General features: G+C 63.9%; 20 protein-coding genes. 10 read left to right on the top strand and 10 right to left on the bottom strand.

Features of this window, described 5'->3' with window-relative positions; translation table 11 throughout:
* The first annotated feature begins 364 nt into the window (after window positions 1-364).
* Window positions 365-2,401: a sigma-54-dependent Fis family transcriptional regulator gene (locus tag HXS65_RS02865; protein WP_176493039.1), complete on the top strand. Its 2,037-nt coding sequence runs from the start codon at window positions 365-367 to the stop codon at window positions 2,399-2,401.
* A gap of 141 nt (window positions 2,402-2,542) precedes the next feature.
* Here HXS65_RS02865 and HXS65_RS02860 read toward each other — a convergent pair whose 3' ends face one another.
* The 6 genes from HXS65_RS02860 to HXS65_RS02835 all read right to left on the bottom strand — a co-directional run bounded on the left by HXS65_RS02860 (window position 2,543) and on the right by HXS65_RS02835 (window position 8,183).
* The gene (locus HXS65_RS02860) at window positions 2,543-3,394 is read right to left on the bottom strand and encodes an ABC transporter permease (protein WP_077372706.1); all 852 of its coding nucleotides are present in this window, start codon (window positions 3,392-3,394) and stop codon (window positions 2,543-2,545) included.
* A 3-nt stretch (window positions 3,395-3,397) separates the two neighbouring features.
* On the bottom strand, window positions 3,398-4,699 hold the full coding sequence (locus HXS65_RS02855) for an ABC transporter permease (RefSeq protein WP_084209009.1): 1,302 nt from the start codon (window positions 4,697-4,699) through the stop codon (window positions 3,398-3,400).
* A gap of 158 nt (window positions 4,700-4,857) precedes the next feature.
* Entirely contained in the window at window positions 4,858-6,015 is a 1,158-nt protein-coding gene (locus tag HXS65_RS02850; protein WP_240499558.1) for an extracellular solute-binding protein, read from the bottom strand.
* Window positions 6,016-6,115: 100 nt separating this feature from the next.
* A complete protein-coding gene (locus HXS65_RS02845) occupies window positions 6,116-7,255 on the bottom strand; it encodes an ABC transporter ATP-binding protein (protein ID WP_308483170.1) in 1,140 nt (379 codons plus the stop codon).
* A 423-nt stretch (window positions 7,256-7,678) separates the two neighbouring features.
* Window positions 7,679-7,840, bottom strand: coding sequence for a YqaE/Pmp3 family membrane protein (locus HXS65_RS02840; protein WP_043334518.1), 162 nt, complete (start codon window positions 7,838-7,840; stop codon window positions 7,679-7,681).
* Window positions 7,841-7,922: 82 nt separating this feature from the next.
* Window positions 7,923-8,183 (bottom strand): hypothetical protein, encoded by a 261-nt coding sequence (locus tag HXS65_RS02835; protein WP_240499559.1) that lies wholly within the window; start codon window positions 8,181-8,183, stop codon window positions 7,923-7,925.
* A 335-nt stretch (window positions 8,184-8,518) separates the two neighbouring features.
* Here HXS65_RS02835 and HXS65_RS02830 point away from each other — a divergent pair, with 335 nt between their 5' ends.
* The 4 genes from HXS65_RS02830 (at window position 8,519) to HXS65_RS02815 (ending at window position 13,576) form a co-directional block, all read left to right on the top strand.
* Window positions 8,519-9,268, top strand: coding sequence for a glutathione peroxidase (locus HXS65_RS02830; RefSeq protein ID WP_077372697.1), 750 nt, complete (start codon window positions 8,519-8,521; stop codon window positions 9,266-9,268).
* A gap of 114 nt (window positions 9,269-9,382) precedes the next feature.
* Entirely contained in the window at window positions 9,383-10,867 is a 1,485-nt protein-coding gene (locus HXS65_RS02825; protein ID WP_176493038.1) for a dihydrolipoyl dehydrogenase, read from the top strand.
* A gap of 212 nt (window positions 10,868-11,079) precedes the next feature.
* Complete coding sequence (locus HXS65_RS02820) at window positions 11,080-11,499, top strand: CBS domain-containing protein (protein ID WP_084209010.1); 420 nt, start codon at window positions 11,080-11,082, stop codon at window positions 11,497-11,499.
* Window positions 11,500-12,139: 640 nt separating this feature from the next.
* Entirely contained in the window at window positions 12,140-13,576 is a 1,437-nt protein-coding gene (locus HXS65_RS02815; protein WP_176493037.1) for a D-serine ammonia-lyase, read from the top strand.
* Here the strand turns inward: HXS65_RS02815 and HXS65_RS02810 are convergent.
* Entirely contained in the window at window positions 13,553-14,137 is a 585-nt protein-coding gene (locus HXS65_RS02810; RefSeq protein ID WP_084209012.1) for a YqaA family protein, read from the bottom strand. The genes HXS65_RS02815 and HXS65_RS02810 overlap by 24 nt on opposite strands.
* A gap of 149 nt (window positions 14,138-14,286) precedes the next feature.
* Window positions 14,287-15,102, bottom strand: a complete 816-nt coding sequence (gene glcC / locus HXS65_RS02805; RefSeq protein WP_218015034.1) for a transcriptional regulator GlcC — start codon at window positions 15,100-15,102, stop codon at window positions 14,287-14,289.
* A 360-nt stretch (window positions 15,103-15,462) separates the two neighbouring features.
* On the opposite strand from glcC, the gene glcD reads away from it, so the two are divergent.
* The 4 genes from glcD to HXS65_RS02785 all read left to right on the top strand — a co-directional run bounded on the left by glcD (window position 15,463) and on the right by HXS65_RS02785 (window position 20,147).
* Window positions 15,463-16,962, top strand: a complete 1,500-nt coding sequence (gene glcD / locus HXS65_RS02800; RefSeq protein WP_176493036.1) for a glycolate oxidase subunit GlcD — start codon at window positions 15,463-15,465, stop codon at window positions 16,960-16,962.
* A 159-nt stretch (window positions 16,963-17,121) separates the two neighbouring features.
* Window positions 17,122-18,324 (top strand): glycolate oxidase subunit GlcE, encoded by a 1,203-nt coding sequence (gene glcE, locus HXS65_RS02795; RefSeq protein WP_176493035.1) that lies wholly within the window; start codon window positions 17,122-17,124, stop codon window positions 18,322-18,324.
* 28 nt (window positions 18,325-18,352) lie between these two features.
* A complete protein-coding gene (gene glcF / locus HXS65_RS02790; RefSeq protein ID WP_176493034.1) occupies window positions 18,353-19,678 on the top strand; it encodes a glycolate oxidase subunit GlcF in 1,326 nt (441 codons plus the stop codon).
* 61 nt (window positions 19,679-19,739) lie between these two features.
* Window positions 19,740-20,147, top strand: a complete 408-nt coding sequence (locus HXS65_RS02785; protein ID WP_077372671.1) for a heme-binding protein — start codon at window positions 19,740-19,742, stop codon at window positions 20,145-20,147.
* 123 nt (window positions 20,148-20,270) lie between these two features.
* On the opposite strand, the gene HXS65_RS02780 is transcribed toward HXS65_RS02785, so the two are convergent.
* Complete coding sequence (locus tag HXS65_RS02780; RefSeq protein WP_176493033.1) at window positions 20,271-21,176, bottom strand: LysR family transcriptional regulator; 906 nt, start codon at window positions 21,174-21,176, stop codon at window positions 20,271-20,273.
* A 192-nt stretch (window positions 21,177-21,368) separates the two neighbouring features.
* Between HXS65_RS02780 and mgrA the strand changes: the two genes are divergently transcribed.
* Entirely contained in the window at window positions 21,369-22,397 is a 1,029-nt protein-coding gene (mgrA, locus tag HXS65_RS02775) for an L-glyceraldehyde 3-phosphate reductase (RefSeq protein ID WP_054556771.1), read from the top strand.
* A gap of 170 nt (window positions 22,398-22,567) precedes the next feature.
* Here mgrA and xylB read toward each other — a convergent pair whose 3' ends face one another.
* Window positions 22,568-24,085 carry a xylulokinase gene (gene xylB, locus HXS65_RS02770; protein WP_176493032.1) on the bottom strand — a complete coding sequence of 506 codons (1,518 nt, stop codon included), beginning with the start codon at window positions 24,083-24,085 and terminating at the stop codon, window positions 22,568-22,570.
* Between the last annotated feature and the right edge of the window lie 23 nt (window positions 24,086-24,108).

The following is a 24,108-nucleotide window of genomic DNA, read 5'->3' as shown; positions in this document are numbered from 1 at the left end:
CACGGCCAACCACTGCCGAGTGTTCATACCCACCTGGTGACTCTCATCTAGCGAACCCTGTGCCAGCCGCGCGCAACCCCGTGCCCACCGACACCCTCTGCCAGCCCTCGGATACCGCCAGATCGCCCTCTTTCGTTGATCATTCAGTCACTTGCCAGATGCGACCAAGGCAGGGGCAGACCATGGTCTAGCCCGTCAACCACCCCGTCTCCCGCTACTCTGATGAACAGTGTCTGAACACTGGAGTCCTCGGAACTGAACACTCGCCACGCACAAGTGAACATTGCCGTGAACACTCCCCCAGACCGATAACAGCATCAATAACAACAGAGGCCTGAAAGGCCCGCCGCACAAGGGATGTCTCATGACAGCACGCCATCATTCCGCCAGCCACGTCGATAACCACGTCGATAACCACGTCGATAACCACACCGCCGCCACCCCAGCTCACTCCACGCCCCATCCCGCCGTTGCTCCCGTGGCACTTCAGCATTCCTCACTGGTGTGTCCGCCGGAAGAGCTCGTCTGGCGTCAGCGTCAGGCCGCCAGCCTGATGGCGACGGTGGCGTCAGCGGTGGCCGGTCATACCCTTAACCTGCTCGATCACTGGCAGGCGTGTCTGGTACTGACCGACCGCGACGGCGTGGTGCTGGCAAGCTACGGCCATCAACAGCTGCTGGGCAATGACGCCACCCTGCTGCGCCCCGGCGCGCGCTGGCGCGAGGAATCGCTGGGGCATAACGCCATCGCCGAGACGCTGAATGCGCCGCGCGCCAATCGCCTGGCACGCATCGCGCTCGACGCGCATGACGCCGAATGCCTCAAGGGGCTGGCCAGTGCCAGTGCCGCCCTGCTGGCGCCCGCCAGCTGGAGCAGCCGCCGCGGGCTGACCCCCGGTGCCTGCGAGGGCTGCCTGGGACTGATCTGTGATCCCTATCGCGTCCGCCAGTACAGTCTCGGCATGCTCGGCGTACTGGCGGATGACATCGAACAACGCCGTCTGGGCGAGGCGCTCGGGCATGATCATCATCTGTTGCGCCTGCATCTCAACCGTTCTCAGCTGGACTCGCCCAGCGCCGCCCTGCTGGCCATCACGCCGCAGGGCCAGGTCGCGGCCGCCAGTCGCAGAGGACTGCAACTTCTGGCAGCGCACCTTGAGCTCCCGCCATCGCCAGATTGCGCGGAACACCCGGCGGACAACGACAGCTGCGCCACGCGCGATGACCTCCATCTGTTGCTGGGCCAGCCCCTGGCTCGCTGGCAGCTGGACTGGGCACCGCTAGCCCAGCTTGACGACGCGGAGTGCCTGACGCTCACGCAACACCCGCATTTCACGGGCTACGCCTTGTGCGGTGTCCTGCCCAGGCCACGCATTCAGGCACGCGCTCCAGCCACTCACCCCACCGATGAGCGAACTGGCCCGCTGGCCACTCAGGCCGCTGCCTGCCATCCGAGCCTTGCGCGCCTGCATCATGGCGATGCCGGCTGGGCCCGAGTCTGCGAGCTGCTGGCACGGCTGGTGAACGCTCGCCTGCCACTGCTGCTGCAGGGCGAGACAGGTGTCGGCAAGGAAGAGGTGGTCAAGGCGCTGCATCAGGCCAGTCATCGCGCCCATCAGCCACTGGTCGCCATCAATTGCGCGGCATTGCCCGATGAGCTGGTCGAGGCTGAGCTGTTCGGGTATCGGCGCGGCGCCTTCACCGGTGCCGACCCTGCGGGGCGCGAGGGCCGACTGATCGAGGCCAATGGCGGACGCCTGTTTCTGGATGAGATCGGCGATATGCCACTGCATGTCCAAGCGCGTCTGCTGCGCGTGCTGCAGGAGCGTGAAGTCACCCCGCTGGGCGGCGGCAAGCCGCAGCGGGTCGATTTCGAACTGGTGGCCGCCACCCATCAGCCTCTCTGCGAGCTGGTCAAGGCAGGTCACTTCCGGGCGGACCTCTACTACCGCCTGTGTGGCGCCAGCATCGCCCTGCCGCCACTGCGCGAACGCCAGGACATGGCTGGATTGAGCCATGCCCTGCTGACACGGCTGTGTCGAGAGCAGCAACGTGAGCTGCCGCGCATCACGCCCGCCTTCCTCGATCGCCTCACCCGGCATGACTGGCCCGGCAACGTGCGCGAACTGGACAATGTGCTGCGTCTGGCGCTGGCGCTGTGCGATGGACCGTCTCTTGAAGCGTGCCACGTGATGCTGTCGGGCGAATTCAGCAGCGCATCGCATGCACAACATTGCGCCATGCTGCCGCCCGAGAAGCCTCCCCTGCCCTCGCTGCATGATCTCTCCAGTGCCGAGGAACTGCAGAGCGCGCTGGACGCGCTGGGCGGCAACGTCTCGCGTCTCGCTCGGGAGCTGGGCATCAGTCGCACCACGCTCTACAAGCGACTCGGCGCGGCCTGACGCAGCAGGCTTCTCCTCAAGCCCCGGCCCTGAAACGCCCGTGCCCCCGCAGACAGACTCTGCGGGGGCACGGGCGTTTCACACGACTCACATTTATTACCGCTACCAAGCACCTTACACTCAGCACTCAAGGACAGGGAGTCAGCTCGGCGTCAGGCCGCGCAGGCGCTCATTGCGACGGCGAATCAGCTCCAGTGTCGTCAGCAGCAGGATCGAGACCAGCACCAGGAGCGTGGCCACCGCCAGAATCGTCGGACTGATCTCCTCGCGGATACCGGACCACATCTGGATCGGGATGGTGGTCTGCGCCGGCCCGGCGATGAACAGCACCACCACGACTTCATCGAACGAGGTGATGAAGGCGAACAGCGCACCGGACACCACGCCCGGCGTCACCAGCGGCAGGATGATGCGGAAGAAGGTGCGACTCGGACTTGCCCCCAGCGAGTGCGCCGCACGCGTCAGAGAGTGATCGAATCCGGACAGCGTCGCCGTCACCGTGATCACCACGAAGGGAATGCCAAGCGCGGTGTGCGCCAGAATCACGCCCAGATAGGTCTGCGTCAGCCCCAGCTTCGAGAAGAAGAAGAACATCGCCGCGGCACTGATGATCAATGGCACGATCATCGGCGAGATCAGGATCGCCATGATGGTGTTGCGAAACGGCATGAAGCGACTCGAAAGCCCAAGCGCGGCAAGCGTGCCCAGTACCGTGGCCAGCACCGTGGCACACACCGCGACGAAGATGCTGTTCTTGATCGAGCGCATCCACTCATCCGACGTGAAGAACTCCTGATACCAGCGCAGCGAGTAACCCTCCGGGTCCAGCGACAGCATCTTCTCCGAGAAGGTGAAGTAGGGTTCGGCATTGAACGAGAGCGGAATGATCACCAGGATCGGCCCGATCAGGAACAGGAAGATCAGCGCACAGAGTGCGCAGAACACCCAATGCCAGATCCGCTCACCACGTGTTGCATAGGAAGGTATGGCCATCTGTCACCCCAGTTTGACCTTGTCGACACCGATCAGGCGGTTGTAGACGAGATAGAAGAGGATCACCACGACCAGCAGGATCGAGCCAATGGCCGCTGCCAGTCCCCAGTTGAGCGAGGTCTGCATGTGATAGGCGATGAAGTTGGTGATGAAGCGGCCCGACTGCCCGCCCACCAGTGCCGGCGTGATGTAGTAGCCGATGGAGAGGATGAAGACCAGAATCGAGCCTGCTCCGATACCCGGCAGGGTCTGCGGGAAGTAGACGCGTCGGAAGGCGGTGATCGGCCCGGCACCCAGCGAGCGCGCCGCGTGCATGTAGCTGGGCGGAATGGTCTTCATCACCGAGTACAGCGGCAGGATCATGAAGGGCAGCAGGATATGGGTCATCGCGATGATGGTGCCGGTCTTGTTGTAGATCATCTGGATGCGCGCCTCCTCGGCGAGTATCCCGACGCCCACCAGCATGTCGTTGAGCACCCCCTGCTGCTGCAGGATCGCGATCCATGTCGTGGTGCGTACCAGAAGCGAAGTCCAGAACGGCAGCAACACCAGAATCATCAGCAGATTGCCGCGCCCGGCAGGCAGGGTCGCCAGCAGCCAGGCCACCGGATAGGCCAGCAACAGACATAGCCCGGTGATCGCGGCGCTCATCCAGAAGGTCCGGATGAACAGCGAGACATGGATCTGCAGATATTCCGGCTTCTCGACGATCTCGCCAGTGGGAGAGAACTGACGATCCACCGCCGCCAGATAGTAGGAAGCCGTGTAAGGCGTGGACTCGCGCTTGATCAAGCGCCAGATGTCCGGGTCCTGCCAGTCCTCATCGGCCTCGATCAATGCCGCCTTGTAAGGGGCCTCCATGCGAGCGGCCTTGCGTGCACTCTTCATGAACAGTGAGCGCATGCCCGACATTTCATAGTTGAGACGTGAGGCGACACGCCCGAGATTGCGCGCCTTGAGGCCCGCGGCAAGGTCATCTGCCAGCGCGGCGTAGGTAGCCTCATCCGGCAATCCCTCGCCGTCCCAGTCAACCAGCGCCTGACTGGTGCGCGGCAGATAGGTGGAGACTTCCGGGTTGTCGACACTGCGCGACAGCATGTCGAAGATGGGCATGACGAAGGCCAGCCCGATGAAGATCAACAGCGGTGCCACCAGCAGCAACGCCTTGAGACGGCTGCGGCGGATGGCACGATTGAGACTCTGTTTCAGGGGCACGCCGTCGGCGGTGGTCAGTGCCGCGCCGGGGGCTCCATTGGGGTCATGTTCTGCGCTTCCGGACGTGGCCGGGGCGGAGGAATCGCTCATCCTGCACTCCTTGATCGGCTATCCGAGGATGCCTGAGCCGTCAGCCGCTTCCCGCACGTGAAGGCGGGGACGAGCACGAACTGCCGGGCGATCAGGCATGATCAAAAAGGCCCCGGCGCGCGGTCGTACGCCACCGGGGCCATCGGGTCAGTGCGGAATCAGCGTGCCAGCCAGGCGTTGAAGCGCTGGCTCAGCTCATCGAGGTTGTCGGCCCAGAACTCGTCATCCTTGGGAATGGCGGTCTCGAAGTTGGGGCCGTAGGTCGGCATGTGCGGCTTCATGTCGATGCCCGTATCGGCGTGGGTCGAGACCAGCGCCGCAGACGAGGTACGTGCCGGGCCGTAGGAGATGTACTTGGCCTGATCCGCCAGACGCTGGGTGTCGGTGGCAAACATCAGGTAATCCTTGACCTTGTCGAGCTTGCCGGTCGGGACGACCCAGCCGTCCAGCTCGAACACCTGAGCATCCCAGACGATGGCGAAGGGCTGCTTCTCGTTGACCTCGGCATTGAAGATACGGCCGTTGTAAGCAGAGGCGAAGGCCACTTCCTTGTCCGCCAGCAGCTGCGGCGGCTGGGCACCCTCCTCCCACCAGATGACGCTGTCCTTGATGGTATCGAGCTTGGCGAAGGCACGCTCGATGCCTTCATCGGTCTCCAGCATGTCGTAGACCTCTTCCGGTGCCACACCATCAGCGACCAGTGCCCATTCCATGTTGTTGATCGGCTTCTTCTGCAACGCACGCTTGCCGGGGAACTCCTCGAGATTGAAGACATCATCGATGGAATCCGGCTGCTTGTCCTCGGGGAACATCTCGGTATTGAAGGCCACGATGTTGGAATAGACGATCTGCGGCACGAAGCACTCACTGAGCGAGCCTTCGATGAAATCCTCACTGGCCGGTGTTCCATCCGGCGCTGCCGCGAACAGGGTGTCCGGGTCCAGCGGCTCGATCAGCCCTTCGGAGCAGGCGATCAGCGCGTCGCTGGGCAACATGTCGACCAGATCCCAGGTGACGTTGCCTGCCTGTACCTGGGCACGCAGCCCCGAGAGCGCATTGGACGACTTGTCGATATTGACGACGGTATCGCCGCTCTTCTCTTCCCATGGCTCGTGATAGGCCTTGAGCTGGCTTTCACTGTACGCCCCGCCCCACGAGACGATATTGAGTGTCTCGGCCTGAGCTGCGGTGGCGCCAAGGCTTGCCGTGGCGACCGCCACGACCAGAGCGGCACGCAGTGGCATGCTGGCCCCTGCGCAGGAACGCGACACCTGGGCGATGCGACGTGAAGAGATGAATCGATTGATCACTGACATGGGTGAATCTCCCTGAATTCTTGTTGTTGTACTGCACTCTTGTCGCGAATCGTGCTGTTGCTCTCTCGGGTAAGGCCTGCGTTCGTCTCCTGTGCTGTCGTCAGGCATCCAGTGCTCGGCAATCGCAGGCATCCCACCCGACCTGCAATGTCTGTCCGGGCCGCAAGGGTGGATAGCCTTCGGCATTGGGTGTCTTGATGATGAATTCGTCACTGCCACATACCGCCACTCGCGTGCGCAGATGATCTCCAAGATAGATCACCTCAAGCACCTCGGCGGTAAAGACATTGTCGGGAGGGGATGAAACACCTGCCTCTTCGCTGGACAGCAGACGCACCCGCTCCGGGCGGAGCGACAGCTGGGTACGCTCGCCAATCTCATTGACGGCGACCTTGAGTGCCCGCACCTGCTCGCCACTGTCGAGGGTCACGGTGCAATGCGCGTCTTGTGCTACCAGCTGTGTGACCTGCCCGTTGAGGCGGTTGTTCTCGCCGATGAAATAGGCGACGAAGGCATTCTCCGGCGCTTCATATAGCGCCTCGGGGGTCGCCAGCTGCTGGACGATGCCATCATTGAAGACCGCGATGCGGTCCGACATGGTCAGCGCTTCCGTCTGATCATGGGTCACGTAGAGCATGGTGACGCCGAGACGCTGGTGGATGCGCTTGATCTCGAACTGCATCTCTTCACGCAGATTCTTGTCAAGCGCCCCCAGCGGCTCATCCATCAGCACCAGTTCCGGCTCGAAGACCAGCGCGCGCGCCAGGGCGACCCGCTGTTGCTGTCCGCCGGAGAGTTGCCCCGGGCGGCGATCCCCGAATTCGCCGAGCCGCACCATGTCCAGTGCATTGGCCACCTTGGTGGAAATCTCTTCCTTGCTCATGCCGCGCACTTCCAGCGGAAATGCCAGGTTCTCGGCCACGCTCATGTGCGGAAACAGGGCGTAATTCTGGAAGACCATGCCGATGCCGCGCTTGTGCGGTGGCAAGTCGTTGATGGGGGTACCGTCGAGAAGGATGTCGCCATGAGTCGGCGTTTCGAAACCCGCCATCATCATCAGGCAGGTGGTCTTGCCGGAACCGGACGGCCCCAGCAGGGTGACGAACTCGCCGCGCCGAACTTCAAGATTGAAGCCCTTGACCACCAGCGTTTCGCCGTCATAGCTCTTTTGCACATCATTGAAGATCGCGAAGCAGGAGCTGGTCTCCTGCGGCGCGTCGGGCTCTGCAGTCATGACCATGCGTGGTATCCATCATGTTGTTGTTATCGCGAAGCCCGCGATCGACCGGGCTTCACCCGCCCCGTGATCACTGCTCTCACTCCCATTTGACCCTACGGTGGCAGACCAAAGGCGACAAGCGGCACTCCCGCTGAATAGCGTTGAAAGCAGGCTATGCGAAAGTCTGAACATTGGACTATGAGCACGTTGCTTCCCGCCGCGAACCTCTCTCGCGGGACTCACGGGGCAAGGGCCTTGCCCGGCGAGCGCCCACTAGAAAGCCCCGCCTGCACGAATGTCAGACGGGGCCTCAGATCTTTCAACTTTCCAGGCCAGGTGGCGGCACCGATCATGTCAGCCGGTCGAATCAGCCGGTCAAGTTCGCAATGCCTCACGGGATGCGAACCCGCCACACGGGACCCGGACCGGGTCGCCCGGACCGGGTCAGAACTTGGTGATGACCCACACGGCGTGGATGATCCCCGGCAGGAAGCCGAAACAGGTCAGGATGATGTTGATCCAGAAATGCTTGTTGGCGACCCCCACCTGCATCAGTACGCCCAGCGGCGGAAGGATGATGGCCAGAATGATGCGAATGATATCCATAGTTTGCTCCTTGCGGGTGGAATTGGGTGACCTGATCCTCTCGTCCAACGTCTACCTGCAGCGTGACACACGAATGACGCACTCATGGCTTCCGTGGCGGTTCGTCCTCATCTGTCGAGTCCTGCGACTTGACCCGGGAGTCACGATTGACCTTCTGTGCAAGCGACTCGGACTCCGCTGCCAGTTGCTCGTGATAGCGCTCCCAGTCCTCCCAGTCATGTGGCGTGCCACTGCGGGGGCGGTGACTGCCCGACTCACGTGCACGTGCCCAGGCGTGTTCTTCCAGACTCTGAGGCTTGTCCTCTTCCTTGTCCTTGTCGCCATCCAGGCCGTGCTTTGCCATGTACTCTCTTGCGTTCATCTGCTGCCTCGCTTGTCAGGCGCGAAACCTGACGATGCTGTGACTTACCCACTACCTGCGGCTGACACCGAGCAATATCAAGCCTGCACACCGCTTTCGAACAAAAAACTCCGCAAACGTTCAGTCGTCCAGGCTCACGTCATCAAGAAAAGCTATCGCATCGCTTGATGCAATCAAATTCACCCGACCCCGGCATCTGCATAGACTGGCTCCAGTTTCGCAAGGCACTGATTCTTCGAGGTCCTGCTTTCCTTTTCGAAGTCTTCATCGCCTGCCAACCCATTCAGCATTCTCTTGTCGAGATCGGAGCCAATTTCATGCAACTCGAGTCACACGAAGGCCAGCAAGTCCCCAACGTCAGCTTCAAGATTCGCCGCGACGGCCGTCTGGTCGAGCGCACCAGCGAGGAGATCTTCTCGGGTCGCAACGTGGTGGTCTTCGCCCTGCCGGGTGCCTTCACCCCGACCTGCTCTTCCACCCACCTGCCGCGTTACAACGAACTGGCCGATCGTTTCTATGCGGTCGGGATCGACGAGATCGTCTGCCTGTCGGTCAACGACGCCTTCGTCATGGAATCCTGGGGCGAGCATCAGGAAGCCGAGAACCTGAGCCTGATCGCCGATGGCAACGGTGACTTCGCACAGGGCATGGGCATGCTGGTCGACAAGAGCGATATCGGCTTCGGCAAGCGCAGCTGGCGCTACTCCATGCTGGTGCGCAACGGCGTGGTCGAGAAGCAGTTCATCGAGCCGCAGAAACCGGGCGACCCCTTTGAAGTCTCCGACGCCGACACCATGCTGGATTATCTGGACCCGGAAGCCGGCCGTCCCAGCTTCGCCACCCTGTTCAGCAAGCCGGGCTGCCCGTACTGCGCACGTGCCAAGCAGATGCTTGATGAAGCCCGCATCAGCTACGAAGTCATCGAAGTCGGCACCCGTGGCGTGACCTCTCGCACCCTGCGCGCCATGACCGGCCAGGCCACCGTGCCTCAGGTCTGGATCGACGGTGAGCACGTCGGCGGCAGCGATGAAGTCGCCCGCTACTTCGGCAGCCTGACCAGCGCCTGAGCGCTTCACGCTGACGTAACCCCATCGCCATCTCGTTTCATCATGCGCGGGTCACCCCGCGCCTGAGACCCCATTCAGTCAGGTGCGCCGCTGGCGCACCTTGAGGAGTACGACGTGAACGAACGCCAGGTTGAAGTCGCCATCATCGGCGCAGGCAGTGCAGGACTCGGCGCCTATCGCGCCGCCAAGGCCCACACCGATTCCGTGGTCATGATCGAGGGCGGCCCCTACGGCACCACCTGTGCCCGTGTCGGCTGCATGCCCTCCAAGCTCTTGATCAGTGCGGCGGAAGCCGCGCATCACGCCCGTGATACCGCACCGTTCGGCATCAATATCGAAGGCGAGGTCAAGGTGGATGGCCGCGCCGTGATGGATCGCGTCAAGCGGGAGCGCGACCGCTTCGTCGGTTTCGTGGTCGAGTCCGTGGAAGGCATCCCGCCGCAGGACAAGCTGCGCGGCAATGCACGCTTCGAGACCGCCAACAGCCTGATCATCGGCGACAACGAGACCCGCGTGACCTTCGAGCGTGTCGTGATCGCCACCGGCTCACGCCCCAGCTACCCGGGCTTCTTCGAGAATGCCGGTGATCGCCTGATCATCAATGACAACGTCTTCGAGTGGGACGACCTGCCGGAATCCGTCGCCGTCTTCGGCCCGGGCGTCATCGGGCTGGAGCTGGGCCAGGCGCTCACGCGTCTCGGCGTGCGCATCCGCATGTTCGGCGTCGGCGGCGCCATCGGCCCGCTGCGTGACGAGAAGCTGCGTGCCAATGCCGATCGCGTCTTCAACGAGGAGTTCTATCTGGACCCGGACGCCAAGGTCGAGAAGATCGAACGTGTCGAGGACGAGAACGGTGCCGGTGTCGAGATCACCTTCATCGAGCGTGGCAGCGAAGCTCGCCTGACCGAACGTTTCGACTATCTGCTCGCGGCCACCGGTCGTCGCCCGAATGTCGATCGTCTCAATATCGACGCCCTCGGGCTGAAGCTGGACGAGCGCGGCGTGCCGATCTTCAATCGCCACACCCTGCAGACTCGCCTGGGCGATGACACCCCGAGCCATGTCTTCATCGCCGGCGACGCCAACAACGACCTGCCGCTGCTGCACGAGGCCTCCGACGAGGGCCGTATCGCCGGTGACAACGCCGGTCGCTTCCCCGAGGTGCGTGCCGGTCACCGCAAGAGCACCATCGCCGTCGTCTTCAGCGATCCGCAGATGGCGACCATCGGCCTCTCCACCGCCGAGATCGAACAGCGCTACGGTGCCTGCGACTGCTACGCGGTGGGTGAAGTCGACTTCACCGGCCAGGGCCGCTCCCGCGTGATGCGCATGAACAAGGGCATGCTGCGCGTCTATGGCGAGCAAGGCACTGGCCTGCTGCTGGGTGCCGAGATCTTCGGTCCCCGTGCCGAGCACCTCGCCCACCTGCTGGCCTGGTCCCATCAGCAGCGCATGACCATCGAGCAGATGCTGGAAATGCCCTTCTATCACCCGGTGATCGAGGAAGGTCTGCGCACCGCGCTGCGGGATCTCAATGCCAACCTGCAGCTGGGGCCGGCCGTGGTCGAACGCTGCATGGAGTGCGGCCCGGGCGACTGATCTCGCCGCACTACGCTCGGGGAGTCTGATGGCCACTGGCGATCGGACTCCCCGAGACAAGGCGACAAGCGGCGTCGGGCAGCTCACGATGGGATGCTCTATGCTCTGAACGAGACGTCGACATGCCGTCGGCTACCGCCTGGCGGGTAGCCGACATCCATCGAACGACTCCCTGCCCGGGCGTCGTCAGCGGCGAAGCAGGAGACCTGCCCATGAAAGCCACACAACTGAAGGTCCCTTCGACCCTTCGCGACATCATGTCCCGCGACTGTTATCGGGTGAAGGCACGCACCAGCATCCTGGAATTCGCCCACGGCCTGACCCATCACCGTCTGCCGGGCGCGCCTGTGGTCGATGACCTGGATCGCCTGGTCGGTTTCATCTCGGAGCAGGACATCCTCGGCAAGCTGCTCGACAGCGCCTATCACTGCGGCCAACACGCACAGGTCGGTGACCTCATGCGTCACGAGGTCCTGAGTGTCGGCCCCAATGACAGCATCACCGACCTTGCACAGCGCATGAATGGTCATCAGCCCAAGGTCTATCCGGTGGTGGAGCAGGGGCGCCTGATCGGTGTGGTGACACGTCGTGATGTCCTGAGTGCCCTGCTCACCATGCAGGCGGGTTGCTGAACTGACATCCGGCGCGTGATTGCCTGACGACGCTGGCCAGACATGGCGCCGCATGAAGAAGCATGCAGAAGCATGCAGCGCCCATGAAAAAGCCCGCGCAGACATCCTGTCTGCGCGGGCTTTTTCTTGTCTCTTTGACCATCCGATGTGCGAGGCCTTGCCTCACATGATTACCTGCCAGCTAACCCATTCATGTACGGGTCATGATCTCTGGAGCGTCACGCCAGGACGGAAAAGCGCTTGCGAACGCAAGTCATGACGTTCTCTCGGGCAATGACGCCGTAGTATTGACTCGATGACCACGCCCTCGTGACCAAAAAAAACCGCCAGGCAGTGCATGGCGGTGGATAAGAACAGTTAAAGCCAGACATAACATCGCGATAACATCATGTCCTTGCCAACTATGACTGCAGCTTTGGCATTTCTATCCCGAGGGTGGCCAAAAAAATCGGCCTTTTTTGTCACAGACCTTTACCAGATGTGAAAGCTGGGCTACGTGCGTTGCCTGATGAAGACGCATGAGTCGGCTCGCATCATGTGCAGGCCCGAGTGATCACGAGACATGTCGGGCAAGGACGCGCTAGCCTGAGGCCTGTTCCCCATTGCTGCGCAATCGAGCCCCCCATCACAAGGACATCGCATGTCTGCCACGCCCCATGATCTGAGTGCCCTCACCCTGCATCATCCGGAAATTGCCACTCTGAGGGCTCGCCGGGAAATCAGCTGGCTGAACCCCGAACGACTCGACATCACGCAAGCGCAGGCCTCGCCGGCATTGCAGGCAAGTGGCGTGGGCGAACAGGATATCGAGGCTGCCGAGGCGCGCCTGGCACGTTTCGCGCCCTGGATTGCCGAGGCCTTTCCTGAGACGGCCGCCGCGTCAGGGCGCATCGAATCACCGCTGGTGGCAGCGCCCAGCTTGCAGCAGGCGCTGGGCGAGTCCCTTGCCACGCCTGATACCTCCCATGCCTCCGGGCAGACACTCCCCGGCCGCCTGATGATCAAGTGTGACCATCAACTGCCGATCTCAGGGTCCATCAAGGCACGTGGTGGCATCCATGAGGTGCTCAAGCATGCCGAGCGTCTCGCCATTGACGCAGGGCTTGTGCGTCTTGATGACGACTATCGCACCTTCGAACACCCCGCGATTCAGGCACTGCTGGCCAACCAGCGGATACTGGTGGGCTCCACCGGCAACCTTGGACTCAGCATCGGGATCATGAGTGCCCGACTCGGCTTTCGCGTCACCGTCCACATGTCGGCGGATGCCAAGCAGTGGAAGAAGGATCTGCTGCGCTCGCGTGGCGCAGAGGTCGTGGAGCACAGCGGCGATTACAGCAAGGCGGTCGAGGCTGGACGCCGGGAGGCGCAGCAGCCAGACGCCCACTTCATCGATGATGAAAGCTCGCGGGATCTGTTCATGGGCTACGCCACGGCAGCCAGCCGCCTCGCGCGGCAGCTCGAGGATCAGGGGATTGCCGTGGATGCCCGCCATCCGCTGTGCGTCTACCTGCCGTGTGGCGTCGGCGGCGGCCCGGGCGGCGTGGCCTACGGCCTCAAGCAGGTCTTCGGTGACGCCGTGCACTGCTTCTTCGCCGAGCCGGTCAATTCCCCCTGCATGCTGCTGGGCATGTTGACCGGGAAGCATGACGGCATCGCGGTGGAGGATATCGGGCTGGACAATCGCACCTGTGCCGATGGCCTGGCGGTGGGGCGCGCCTCGGCCTTCGTCGGACAGGTGATGGCACCGCTGCTCAGTGGCATCTACACCCTGTCGGATGACAGCATGCTCGAATGGCTGGCGCTGGCGCATGACAGCGAAGGGCTCAAGCTTGAGCCGTCGGCGCTGGCCGGGGTGCCCGGCATCATCCGCGTGCTGCGCAATGACGCCCCCGAGTGGCACGCCTGGCGAGCGGCTGTCGGGCTGGATGACGGCGAAGTGCAGGCCAACACCACCCATGTCATATGGGCCACCGGCGGCAGCATGGTGCCCGATGAGATCTGGCAGGCCGACTATCAGCGTGGCAAGGCGTTGCTGGCGACTGCCGGCAGATCAAGCGATGAACGCCTGCCATAACCACACGCCCGTCAGGGTCAGCCCGATCACGCCCAGTGGGCGTGAATAGCGTTGCCAGAGGGCCATCGCCTGATCCTCGACCAGTGCCACCAGGGCCGCCAGTCCGAAATAGCGCACCCCGCGCCCGACCAGTGCCGCCAGCAGGAACAGCCCGACCGGATACCCGCTGGCACCGGCGACCAGCATGGCGCTCTGAAAGGGAATCGGCACGATGCCGATCAGCATGATGGCGAGGAAGCCCTGCTCGCTGAAGCGCTGCTGGAAGGCTTCGAAGGCCTGCTGGCCGCCGAAGAAGCTGATCAACCCATCGCCCCACGCCGCCAGTGCATAGGCCCCGAGATAGAACCCCAGCAGCGCCGCGGTGAGGTTGCCGGCCAATGCCACCGCGGCCACTCGCCAGCGGCGCTCGGGATGGCGCAGCATCCACGGGATCAGGATGACCTCGATGGGAATCGGGATCAAAAGGGTTTCCAGCATCGAGGCGATGAACAGCCACAGCATGGCGTGGCGGGATTGATTGAGGCGGTCGAGCCAATCACTCGCGGAAGAGAGTTTCCACATGAAGGCAGCACGTTGTCCTGAATGATGAGCTGACCACTTTGCCTTGAGTCCGCCCCGCTTGCCAGCCTGGCCACACGCCTAGCCACACGCCTGACCTCGAAGCCTGTTCTCAAGATCAGCTCTCAAGGCCAGCTCTCAAACCCTGCGCGCTACTCGAAGCCTTCCAGACGCATGGCAGAGCGGATGAGCCGCTCATCTTCCGCTTCCAGCTCACGCAGACTGTCGCGAATGCCGTGCAGGTGGTCCAGCGCCGCGCTTTCGGCAGCGTCCGGCTGCTGGTCCATCACCGCACGATAGATGGCCGTGTGCTGAGCATTGATCTGGCCGCGGGGAATCGGCCGATGATAGAGATTGCGCAGCGAGGCGAACACCGAGCTGAGCAGCAGGTCATTGATGCCCTTGAGCGTATGCACCAGCACCGGATTGTGGGACGCCTCACAGATGGCGTGGTGAAAGGCGTGGTCGTGACGCGCCAGCTGCTGGGCATCCGGCAGCACCTCATCGCCCTGGGCTGAGGACGGGAAGTCCGGCGGATACTCGCGCACGCAGGCCGCCATTGCCTCGTAATGACGCCGGATCAGTACTCTATCCGCCGGCGTGCCCCGCTGGGCGGCCAGTCGCGCCGACTGCCCCTCCAGCAGCGCGCGCACCTCGAGCAGGTCATACAAGGTGCGCGGCTGGTCCCGAAACAGGTGCATCAACGGACTGATATCGCCGCTCGGCAACAGCTGAGCGACGCTGGAGCCCTTGCCGTGGCGAGTCTCGATGATGCCCTTGCCACGCAACAGCCTCAGCCCTTCGCGAAGCGAGGCGCGTGAGATACCCAGTCGCTCACAGAGCCTGCGTTCCGAAGGAATCATCTGCCCCGGCTTGAGCACACCATCCAGTATCAACTGCTCGAGGCGCGCCGCCGCATGCTCCGGCGCACGCTGCTCACCGCACGCCATTCTCTCTGATACCTGCATCCCTGCCCCTCCCCTGATGAACCGGCCGAGCCAGCCCGGCTGGCCTCTCCCGGGGTACTCGTCTCTCGTCTGCCGCTCGCCTGCCCACATGCGGCAAGGAGACTGCCGCCCTTCTCACTGGTCAGACCACGCTCTCTACCCTAGCGAGCTCTCCTGTCGCCAGCGACACCCGATGACATGAACTAGACGAATGTCTGGTCAGACCACTGTGGCTTCGCATGGACAAGGCGCAGCCCTCACTGCCAGATTGGAGACACACCCGCGCGTCGTGACCTGCACACCCGACACGCCGCATGCATCACCGGCGCAATGGACACCTGACACGGCATCGCGAGTACCGGACTCTCCTGGAGGCATGGCATGAATATCCTGTATGACCCGACGCTGGATGGCCCTCTCCCCCAGCACGACAAGTCCCGGGTACTGGCGCACCTCACCACGCTGTTGCCCGACCTCACCCTGTTGCATCGCGAAGAGGATCTGCATCCCTTCGAATGTGATGGACTGGCGGCCTATCGCGTCATGCCGATGCTGGTCGCGCTGCCCGAGCATGTCGAACAGGTCGCCGCCCTGCTGCGCGAATGCCACTCGCTGGGGGTACCGGTGGTCACGCGCGGTGCTGGCACTGGCCTTTCCGGCGGCGCCCTGCCGCTGGAACAAGGCGTGCTGCTGGTGATGTCGCGCATGGCGCGCATTCTCGAAATCGACCCCGATGCGCGTACCGCGCGCCTGCAACCCGGGGTGCGCAACCTGGCCATTTCAGAAGCTGCCGCCCCATACGGGCTCTACTACGCGCCGGACCCCTCCTCGCAGATCGCCTGCTCCATCGGCGGCAACGTGGCCGAGAATGCCGGCGGTGTGCACTGTCTCAAGTACGGCCTCACCGTGCACAACCTGCTCAAGCTCGAGGTGCTGACCATCGAGGGCGAGGCGATGACGATCGGCGCCGACAGCCTCGACTCCCCCGGACTGGACCTGCTGGCGCTGATGACAGGCTCCGAAGGCATGCTAGGCGTGGTCACGGAAGTCACGGTGCGTCTGCTGCCCCGCCCCGAGACGGCCAAGGTGCTGATGGCAAGCTTCGCCGATATCGACAAGGCCGGCCGTGCGGTGGGCGACATCATCGCCTGCGGCATCATCCCCGGCGGGCTCGAGATGATGGACAACCTCGCCATCCGCGCCGCTGAAGATTTCATCCACGCGGGCTATCCGGTGGAGGCCGCTGCCATCCTGCTCTGCGAGCTGGATGGTGCCGAGGCCGATGTCGTTGATGATTGCGCACGGGTTCGCGAGGTGCTGGAACGCGCCGGTGCCACCGAGATCCGGCTCGCCCGTGATGAGGCCGAGCGCGCGCGCTTCTGGGCCGGACGCAAGAATGCCTTCCCTGCCGTGGGCCGCATGTCGCCCGATTATTACTGCATGGATGGCACCATTCCGCGCCGCGAACTGCCCGCCGTGCTCAACGGTATCGCCGAACTCTCGCGCCAATCGGGGCTCGCGGTGGCCAATGTCTTCCATGCCGGTGACGGCAACATGCACCCGCTGATCCTGTTCGATGCCAACAAGCCCGGGGAGCTTGAGCTGGCCGAGGAGGTCGGCGGCAGGATTCTGGAACTTTGCGTGGCCGCCGGCGGCAGCATCACCGGTGAACATGGCGTGGGCCGCGAGAAGATCAACCAGATGTGTGCGCAATTCAATCACGAGGAGATCAGCGTCTTCCATGCCGTGAAGGCCGCCTTCGACCCCACCGGGCTGCTCAATCCCGGCAAGAACATCCCGACGCTGGCGCGCTGTGCCGAATTCGGTGCCATGCATGTGCATCACAACCAGCTGCCGCATCCGGAGCTTCCGCGTTTCTAGACAGCTGCCGCATTTCTGGACAGCTTGCGCGCGTCTGGACGGTTTTTCTCGGTTCTGGACAGCTCGCACATTTGCCGCCACCAGACCTTCTGCCACCTGATTTTCGCCACTTCATCGCCACTTCATAGCCACTTCATCGCCACTTCATAGAGATATGCCATGCCAGAGCCAGATGATTCGCTCCAGGATCAGGTGCCAAGCCATGCCGAGTGCGCCACACCTGCCGCCAGCCAGCACACGCAGGAACACGATGCCAGTGAGGCACTTTGCGAGCAGGTCCGCGCCGCCCATGAGGCGAGACGCCCGCTGCGCATCGCCGGCAGTGGCAGCAAGGCCTTTCTCGGGCGTAATGTCGAGGCCGAAGGTGTCCTGGACATGCGCACGCACCACGGCATCACCCACTATGACCCCGTGGAGCTGATGGTCTCGGTACGTGCCGGCACACAACTGGCGACGCTGGAGGCCGTGCTCGCCGAACAAGGCCAGCATCTGAGCTGCGAGCCGCCCCACTTCGGCCCCGAAGCGACCGTCGGCGGCACTCTCGCCTCTGGACTCAGCGGCCCACGCCGCCCCTGGAGCGGCAGCCTGCGCGACCTGGTGCTGGGCACGCGCATCATCAGCGCCGACGGCAAGGCGCTGCGCTTCGGCGGCGAAGTGATGAAGAACGTAGCGGGCTACGACCTCTCGCGCCTGATGTGCGGTGCCCAGGGCACGCTGGGCGTGATCAGCGAAGTCTCGCTCAAGGTGATGCCGCGCCCGGTGGCGAGCGAATCGCTGTGCCTGGAGCTAAGTCTCGCCGAGGCGCTGACTCGCCTGGATGCCTGGGGGCGCACGCCGCTGCCGGTCACCGCGACCAGCTGGCATGACGGTCGCCTCACCCTGCGCCTGGAAGGGGGCGAGCGTTCGGTCCAGGCCGGGCGCGAGCAATTGGGTGGCGAGGTGTTGATGCCTGATCAGGCATCGGCGCACTGGACTGAGCTGCGTGAGCACCGCCTGCCCTTCTTCACCGCGCGTGCGCCACATCAGGCCCTGTGGCGACTGTCCTTGCCGCTGGCACTGGATCACGTTGAATGGCAAGCCGCCGTCAGCGAGCTGCTGGGTCATCTTGAGGACGCCGACCTGCTGTGTGACTGGGCGGGCGCCCAGCGCTGGCTTTACAGCGACGCCCCCGCTGACAGGGTTCGCTCGCTGGCCAGCCGGCTGGGTGGCCATGCCATCTGCTACACCCCGGGAGCCGTCGCTGCCGAGGACAGTCCACTGATGCCACTGGCCGCCATCAATGCCCGCTATCACCTCCAGCTCAAGCAGCAGCTGGATCCTCACGGCATCCTCAATCCCGGTCGTCTATATGCCGAGATGTGATTCACTTCATGACGGGAGACGCACCTGAATGCAGACCCACTTCAGTGACGCCGCACTTGCCAGGCCGCACATCCAGCGAGCCGACAAGGTTCTGCGCAGCTGTGTACATTGCGGCTTCTGCAATGCCACCTGCCCGACCTATCAGCTGCTGGGCGATGAGCGCGATGGACCGCGTGGACGCATCTATCTGATCAAGCAGCTGCTGGAAAGCGATCCCGAAAGTCCCGACGAGGCAGTTCGCGAGCAGGCAACGCAGATCACCCGCGAGACCCAGCAGCATCTGGATCGCTGCCTGAGCTGTCGCAGCTGCGAGACCACCTGCCCGTCAGGCGTGCAATATCACACCCTGCTGGATATCGGCCGTCAGGAACTGGAACGCCGCGTCGGACGCCCCTGGCGTGAGCGCCTGCTGCGCGCCGGGCTGCGCCATGCGCTGGTCGAGCCTGCTCGCTTCAAGGCCTTGCTGGCACTCGGGGTGCGCTTCCGCCCGCTCGCGCCGGGCGCGCTGGCCGACAAGATCCCGCTGGCCCGCGAGCACGACCGTCACGCTGAGCACCCGGCCGTCCCCGTCACCGCGACGCCTTCTGATCAGGCGCTTTCGCGCCAGGTGCTGATGCTGGAGGGCTGCGTGCAACCGGGCCTGGCTCCCAACATCAACGCCGCCACCGCCCGCGTGCTGGCGCGCTTCGGCATCGGCGTCACGCCGATCCGCGAGGCCGGCTGCTGCGGCGCCATCGACTATCATCTCAACGCCCAGCAGGCAGGGCGCGCGCGCATGCGTGCCAACATCGATGCCTGGTGGCCGGCCATCGAGGCGGGAGCGGAGGCGATCGTGCAGACCGCCAGTGGCTGCGGCGCCTTCGTCAAGGAATATGGCGAGATGCTGGCCGATGACCCGGACTATGCTGAGCGCGCCGCGCGCGTCAGTGCCCTGGCGCGTGACATCGTCGAGGTGCTCGGTGAGGAGATCGCCCGCGATGACCGACCGACGCTTTCCGCCGCCTCCCCCGACCCGCAGCCGCTGGCCTTCCACTGCCCGTGCACCCTGCAACATGCCCAGGGTCTGGGCGGTGAAGTGGAGAAGATATTGCGCGCGCTGGGCTTCACCCTGACCCCGGTCGCCGAGGGGCATCTGTGCTGCGGTTCCGCCGGCACCTACTCGATCACGCAACCGGAGTTGTCACGCCAGCTGCGAGACCGCAAGCTTGAGGCGCTGGAGGCCAACGGGCCTGCGCGCATCGCCACTGCCAACATCGGCTGTCAGACGCATCTCTCGAGCGCCGGACGCACGCCGGTAAGTCACTGGATCGAACTGGTGGATGACGCCCTGCCCGAGACGCTGCCGCAGGCATGACGATTCACCGTTACTGTTACTGGTACTCTCACTCACTCGCACCACTTGCCAAGGAAGCCCGATGATCACTCGCCACGTACTGACCCTCGCTGACGTCAATCAGATGCTGGACGCCGCCCAGAAGGAAGCCGAGACCAACGGCTGGGCCGTTTCCATCGCCGTTGCCGACGATGGCGGCCACCCGCTGGGCCTGCGTCGCCTGGACGACACGCCGGCGATGACCGGTTACTTCGCTCAGCAAAAGGCCAAGAGCGCTGCCCTGGGGCGCCGCGAGACGCAACTGTTCGAGGACTCCATCAACGGCGGACGCACCGCCTTCCTGTCAGCGCCGGAGCTGGAAGGCATGCTGGGCGGCGGCGTGCCGGTGATGGTCGAGGGCCAGATCGCCGGCAGCATCGGCGTGTCCGGCGTCAAGCCGGAGCAGGATGCCCAGATCGCCAAGGCCGGGGTCGCCGCACTGGGTCTCTGAGAGACCGCCAGTCTGGTCAAGAGGCCTCACCGGTCTGAATAAAAGGCGATTAAAAAGACCGCCGCGCCCATCAGGGCACGGCGGTCTTTTTGCATACGCCACTCTTGCGTCTGTGCCTTTCGGTCACGCACTGCGAGGTGGCATGGCGGCTTCCACCGCCGCCATGAAGGCGCGCAGCTTGCCCGACTGCGGCAGGCGCTGGGGATAGAGCATGTAGATGCTGTTGGGCTCGCCCTCCTCGTGCGCCAGCAGACGCACCAGACGCCCCTCGGCCAGCTCACGATCCACCAGGTAATGAGCGACCCGGATGATGCCGGCGTGATCCAGCGCCTGCTGCTTGAGCAGACGATGATCATTGATCGCCAGTCCGCCAGCGGGGCTTACCTCACCACTGGCCAGCGGCCAGCCGGATTGCCCGGCCCAGCGGTGACAACGGTGGTCGGCAAGTGCTGCGGCCGTGTGAGGGGTGCCCTGCGCCGCAAGGTACTCGGGCGAGGCACAGCAACAGTGGACGTAATCCAGCAGGCGCCGCGCGATCAGGTTGTCCGGTGGCGTGCGCGTGGCGCGAAACGCCACGTCAAACGGTTCGCGCGTCAGATCATGACTCTCGTAACTGACGTCCAGGCGCAGCTCGACCGCCGGGTGGCGGGTCTGGAAGTCATTGCAGACCCCGATCAGATAGCGCTCGGCAAACAGCACCGGCGCCGTGATGCGCAATACGCCGCTGAACCCCTGTCGCGGGTGCTCCCTCCCATGCTCGAGGTCGTGCTCGAGGTCACGCTCCAGTGCCAGCAGCTCGCTGCGCACGCCTTGCATGCGCTGGCGGATACGCTCGCCCTCCTCGGTCAGGCGCACCGCCCGCGTGGTACGAATCAGCAAGGGCGCCCCGATATCGTGCTCAAGCCGCCGCACCTGCTCGGAGAGATGGGCGCGCGAGATGCCCAGCACCCTGGCCGCCTGCGTGAAGCTGAGCGATTCCGCCACCTGAGCGAACAACATCAGGCGCTCTACCTGCTTGTGATGCTGCATCCAGCCTGCTCCTCATGCCAGCTACCCGAGATTTCAGTGATCGAGCCTGCCACAGCATTGTGCGCTATGGCGAACAATCTATTCGTTCGCATGTACTTATCAGACCGACAGACGCGACCTAGACTGAAGGCGTCATCCGAGGTCATTTCCTCCCTGAGACATCCCCGCCTTCACTCGCGAAAGGACTCCGCCATGCGCTATACCCCGGCTGAAGATCGCTACGAACGCATGCAATACCAGCGCTGCGGCAAGAGCGGCCTCAAACTGCCCCGCCTGTCACTGGGGCTTTGGCACAACTTCGGCAACAACGCCCATGAAGACAATGCGCGCGCCATCTGCCACACCGCCTTCGATCTGGGCATCACCCACTTTGATCTGGCCAACAACTACGGGCCGCCCCCGGGCAGCGCCGAGGAAATGTTCGGCCGCATGCTCAAGCGCGACTTCGCCGGCTATCGCGATGAGATGGTGATCTCCACCAAGGCGGGCTATCACATGTGGCCTGGCCCCTACGGCGAATGGGGCAGCCGCAAGTACCTGCTCTCGAGTCTGGATCAGAGTCTCAAGCGCATGGATCTCGATTACGTCGACATCTTCTACTCGCACCGCTTCGACCCCGACACGCCGCTGGAAGAGACGATGGGGGCGCTGGACAGCGCCGTGCGTTCCGGCAAGGCGCTCTATGCGGGCATCTCCTCCTACAATGCCCAGCGCACCCGTGAAGCGGCCGCCATCCTGCGCGAGCTGGGCACGCCGTGCATCATCCATCAGCCCAGCTACTCGATGATCAATCGCTGGATCGAGGAAGACGGCCTGCTCGACACCCTCGATGACGAGGGCATCGGCTCCATCGTGTTCTCGCCGCTGGCCCAGGGCGTGCTGACCGACAAGTATCTGGGCGGCGTGCCACAGGACAGCCGCCTGGCACGTGGCGGGGCGATCAAGGAAGACCACCTCACCGAGGACAACCTGGAGCGGGTGCGCGCCCTCAATGCCATCGCCGAGCGGCGTGGCCAGTCGCTGGCGCAGATGGCGCTCGCCTGGGCACTGCGCGGCAACCGCGTCACCACCGCACTGATCGGCGCCAGCCGTCCGCAGCAGGTCAGTGATTGCGTCAAGGCGCTGGATCACCTCGACTTCACCCAGGCCGAACTCGACGAGATCGACCGCTACGCCGTCGATGGTGGCGTCAATCTATGGGCGCGCTCGTCCAATGCCTAAGCTCGTGCATAAGCTCGCATCCAAGTTCTCGCTCAAGCACGCAATCTAGAGCCTGATAGCGTACGCATGAGCTGCGATTGATGCAGTGAAGTGCCTGAAACACATCGCCCCCGCCGAGTGAGTCTCGTCGGGGGCGATGTTGTCTGGCTTGAAGCGCTGATGGCAGGAATTCAGCCGCCGGTGGGGATGCCGTGCTCGCTGGCCAGCAGCGCGCGGTAATCGGCATAGCCCTTGCGGTAGGCGGCCACTCCCTCGGGCTGGGGCTGGGTGTGGGTCGTCAGGTCCAGCGCCACCAGCCGATCACACAGCGCCTTCAGCGTCTCGCTGCGTTGCCCCTCTCCCTGCGCGTCCCGCTGGCACAGACACCAGCCGGCCTGAATGGCGGCGCCCAATGCGGCGGCCTCGGTCACCTGCGGGCAGACCACCTCGAGGTCGAGAATGTCCGCCAGCATCTGACGCCACAGCGGGCTCTTGGCACCTCCCCCCACCAGCCGAATCTGGCGCGCCGCACTGCCCAGCGGCCCCATGCACTCAAGCGCGAAGCGCAGGCCGTAGCTTGCGCCTTCCATGGTCGCGCGGCACAGGTTGGCCGGGGTGGTGTTGCGGCTGTCCAGCCCATGGAAACTGGCCTGGGCACGCGGCAGCATCGGCACGCGCTCGCCATTGAAGAACGGCAGGATCTGCACGCCCTCGGCCCCGGGAGGCGCGCTTGCCACCTGAGCGGAGAAGGTATCGATGTCGAAGCCGAACATCTCGCGCACCCGCGTGGTGGCAGAGGTGACATTCATGGTGCACACCAGCGGCAACCAGCCGCCATCGCTGGCGCTGAAGGCAGCCACCTGAGAGTCACAGCTCTCGGGATACTGAGCTGACCACGCACATACCGTGCCGGAGGTGCCCATGCTCAGCGTGACGCGCCCCGGCGCGATGTTGCCGGTCCCGATAGCACTCATCATGTTGTCCCCACCACCACTGGAGACGACGACATCCGGGCGCAGCCCGAAGCGCGCGGCGATCTCGGGCCGGATATACCCGGCGGGCTCATGGGATTCGATGAGTCTGGGCAACACGCGCCGGGCATCAAGCTCCGGGGCGATCTGCGCGAAGACATCCTGATGCCAGCAGCGGCGCCGGGTATCGAAATAGCCGGTGCCCGAGGCGTCGCCGTATTCGGCGACATGCTCCCCGGTCAGCCAGAAATTGAGATAGTCATGCGGCAGCAGGATGCTGGCGATGCGCTGATAGCGCTCGGGATGCTGCTCACGCAGCCAGGCGAGCTTGGAGGCGGTGTAACCGGTCTGCAGCACCAGTCCCAATGCCTCCAGACAGCCCGCCTCTCCTCCCAGCGCCTCGACCAACGCGGCGTTATGCTCGCGGGTCTCGGTATCACACCACAGCTTGGCCGGATAAAGGGGCACGCCCGCCTCATCCAACACCACCATGCCATGCTGCTGACCGGACACCCCGATCGCCTCGATGCGCAGCGGGTCCAGCCGCGAGGTGGTCAGTGCCTCATCGAAGGCACCTTCCAGCGCGGCGACCCAGTCGAGCGGGTCCTGCTCACGGCGCCCGTTGGCCCCTTCCTGCAGCGCCTGACTGCGCTGGCCCTGGGCCACTATCCGCCCGGAGTCCGGGTCGAGAATCACCACCTTGGTGCTCTGGGTTCCACAGTCAACGCCAACCCACATGCGGCTCTCCTTGCCATCCATCA

Source organism: Cobetia sp. 5-25-4-2 (assembly GCF_013374075.1).
GTDB classification, from domain to species: Bacteria; Pseudomonadota; Gammaproteobacteria; order Pseudomonadales; family Halomonadaceae; genus Cobetia; species Cobetia marina.
The sequence above is the reverse complement of the archived record's forward strand: the minus strand, read 5'-3'. Positions and strand labels throughout refer to the sequence as shown.

Coding starts and splice junctions, on each gene's coding strand:
- HXS65_RS02865 (WP_176493039.1), top strand. CDS start 365: ATGACAGCACGCCATCATTCCGCCAGCCACGTCGATAACCACGTCGAT.
- HXS65_RS02860 (WP_077372706.1), bottom strand. CDS start 3,394: ATGGCCATACCTTCCTATGCAACACGTGGTGAGCGGATCTGGCATTGG.
- HXS65_RS02855 (WP_084209009.1), bottom strand. CDS start 4,699: ATGAGCGATTCCTCCGCCCCGGCCACGTCCGGAAGCGCAGAACATGAC.
- HXS65_RS02850 (WP_240499558.1), bottom strand. CDS start 6,015: ATGTCAGTGATCAATCGATTCATCTCTTCACGTCGCATCGCCCAGGTG.
- HXS65_RS02845 (WP_308483170.1), bottom strand. CDS start 7,255: ATGGTCATGACTGCAGAGCCCGACGCGCCGCAGGAGACCAGCTCCTGC.
- HXS65_RS02840 (WP_043334518.1), bottom strand. CDS start 7,840: ATGGATATCATTCGCATCATTCTGGCCATCATCCTTCCGCCGCTGGGC.
- HXS65_RS02835 (WP_240499559.1), bottom strand. CDS start 8,183: ATGGCAAAGCACGGCCTGGATGGCGACAAGGACAAGGAAGAGGACAAG.
- HXS65_RS02830 (WP_077372697.1), top strand. CDS start 8,519: ATGCAACTCGAGTCACACGAAGGCCAGCAAGTCCCCAACGTCAGCTTC.
- HXS65_RS02820 (WP_084209010.1), top strand. CDS start 11,080: ATGAAAGCCACACAACTGAAGGTCCCTTCGACCCTTCGCGACATCATG.
- HXS65_RS02815 (WP_176493037.1), top strand. CDS start 12,140: ATGTCTGCCACGCCCCATGATCTGAGTGCCCTCACCCTGCATCATCCG.
- HXS65_RS02810 (WP_084209012.1), bottom strand. CDS start 14,137: ATGTGGAAACTCTCTTCCGCGAGTGATTGGCTCGACCGCCTCAATCAA.
- glcC (WP_218015034.1), bottom strand. CDS start 15,102: ATGCAGGTATCAGAGAGAATGGCGTGCGGTGAGCAGCGTGCGCCGGAG.
- glcD (WP_176493036.1), top strand. CDS start 15,463: ATGAATATCCTGTATGACCCGACGCTGGATGGCCCTCTCCCCCAGCAC.
- glcE (WP_176493035.1), top strand. CDS start 17,122: ATGCCAGAGCCAGATGATTCGCTCCAGGATCAGGTGCCAAGCCATGCC.
- glcF (WP_176493034.1), top strand. CDS start 18,353: ATGCAGACCCACTTCAGTGACGCCGCACTTGCCAGGCCGCACATCCAG.
- HXS65_RS02785 (WP_077372671.1), top strand. CDS start 19,740: ATGATCACTCGCCACGTACTGACCCTCGCTGACGTCAATCAGATGCTG.
- HXS65_RS02780 (WP_176493033.1), bottom strand. CDS start 21,176: ATGCAGCATCACAAGCAGGTAGAGCGCCTGATGTTGTTCGCTCAGGTG.
- mgrA (WP_054556771.1), top strand. CDS start 21,369: ATGCGCTATACCCCGGCTGAAGATCGCTACGAACGCATGCAATACCAG.
- xylB (WP_176493032.1), bottom strand. CDS start 24,085: ATGTGGGTTGGCGTTGACTGTGGAACCCAGAGCACCAAGGTGGTGATT.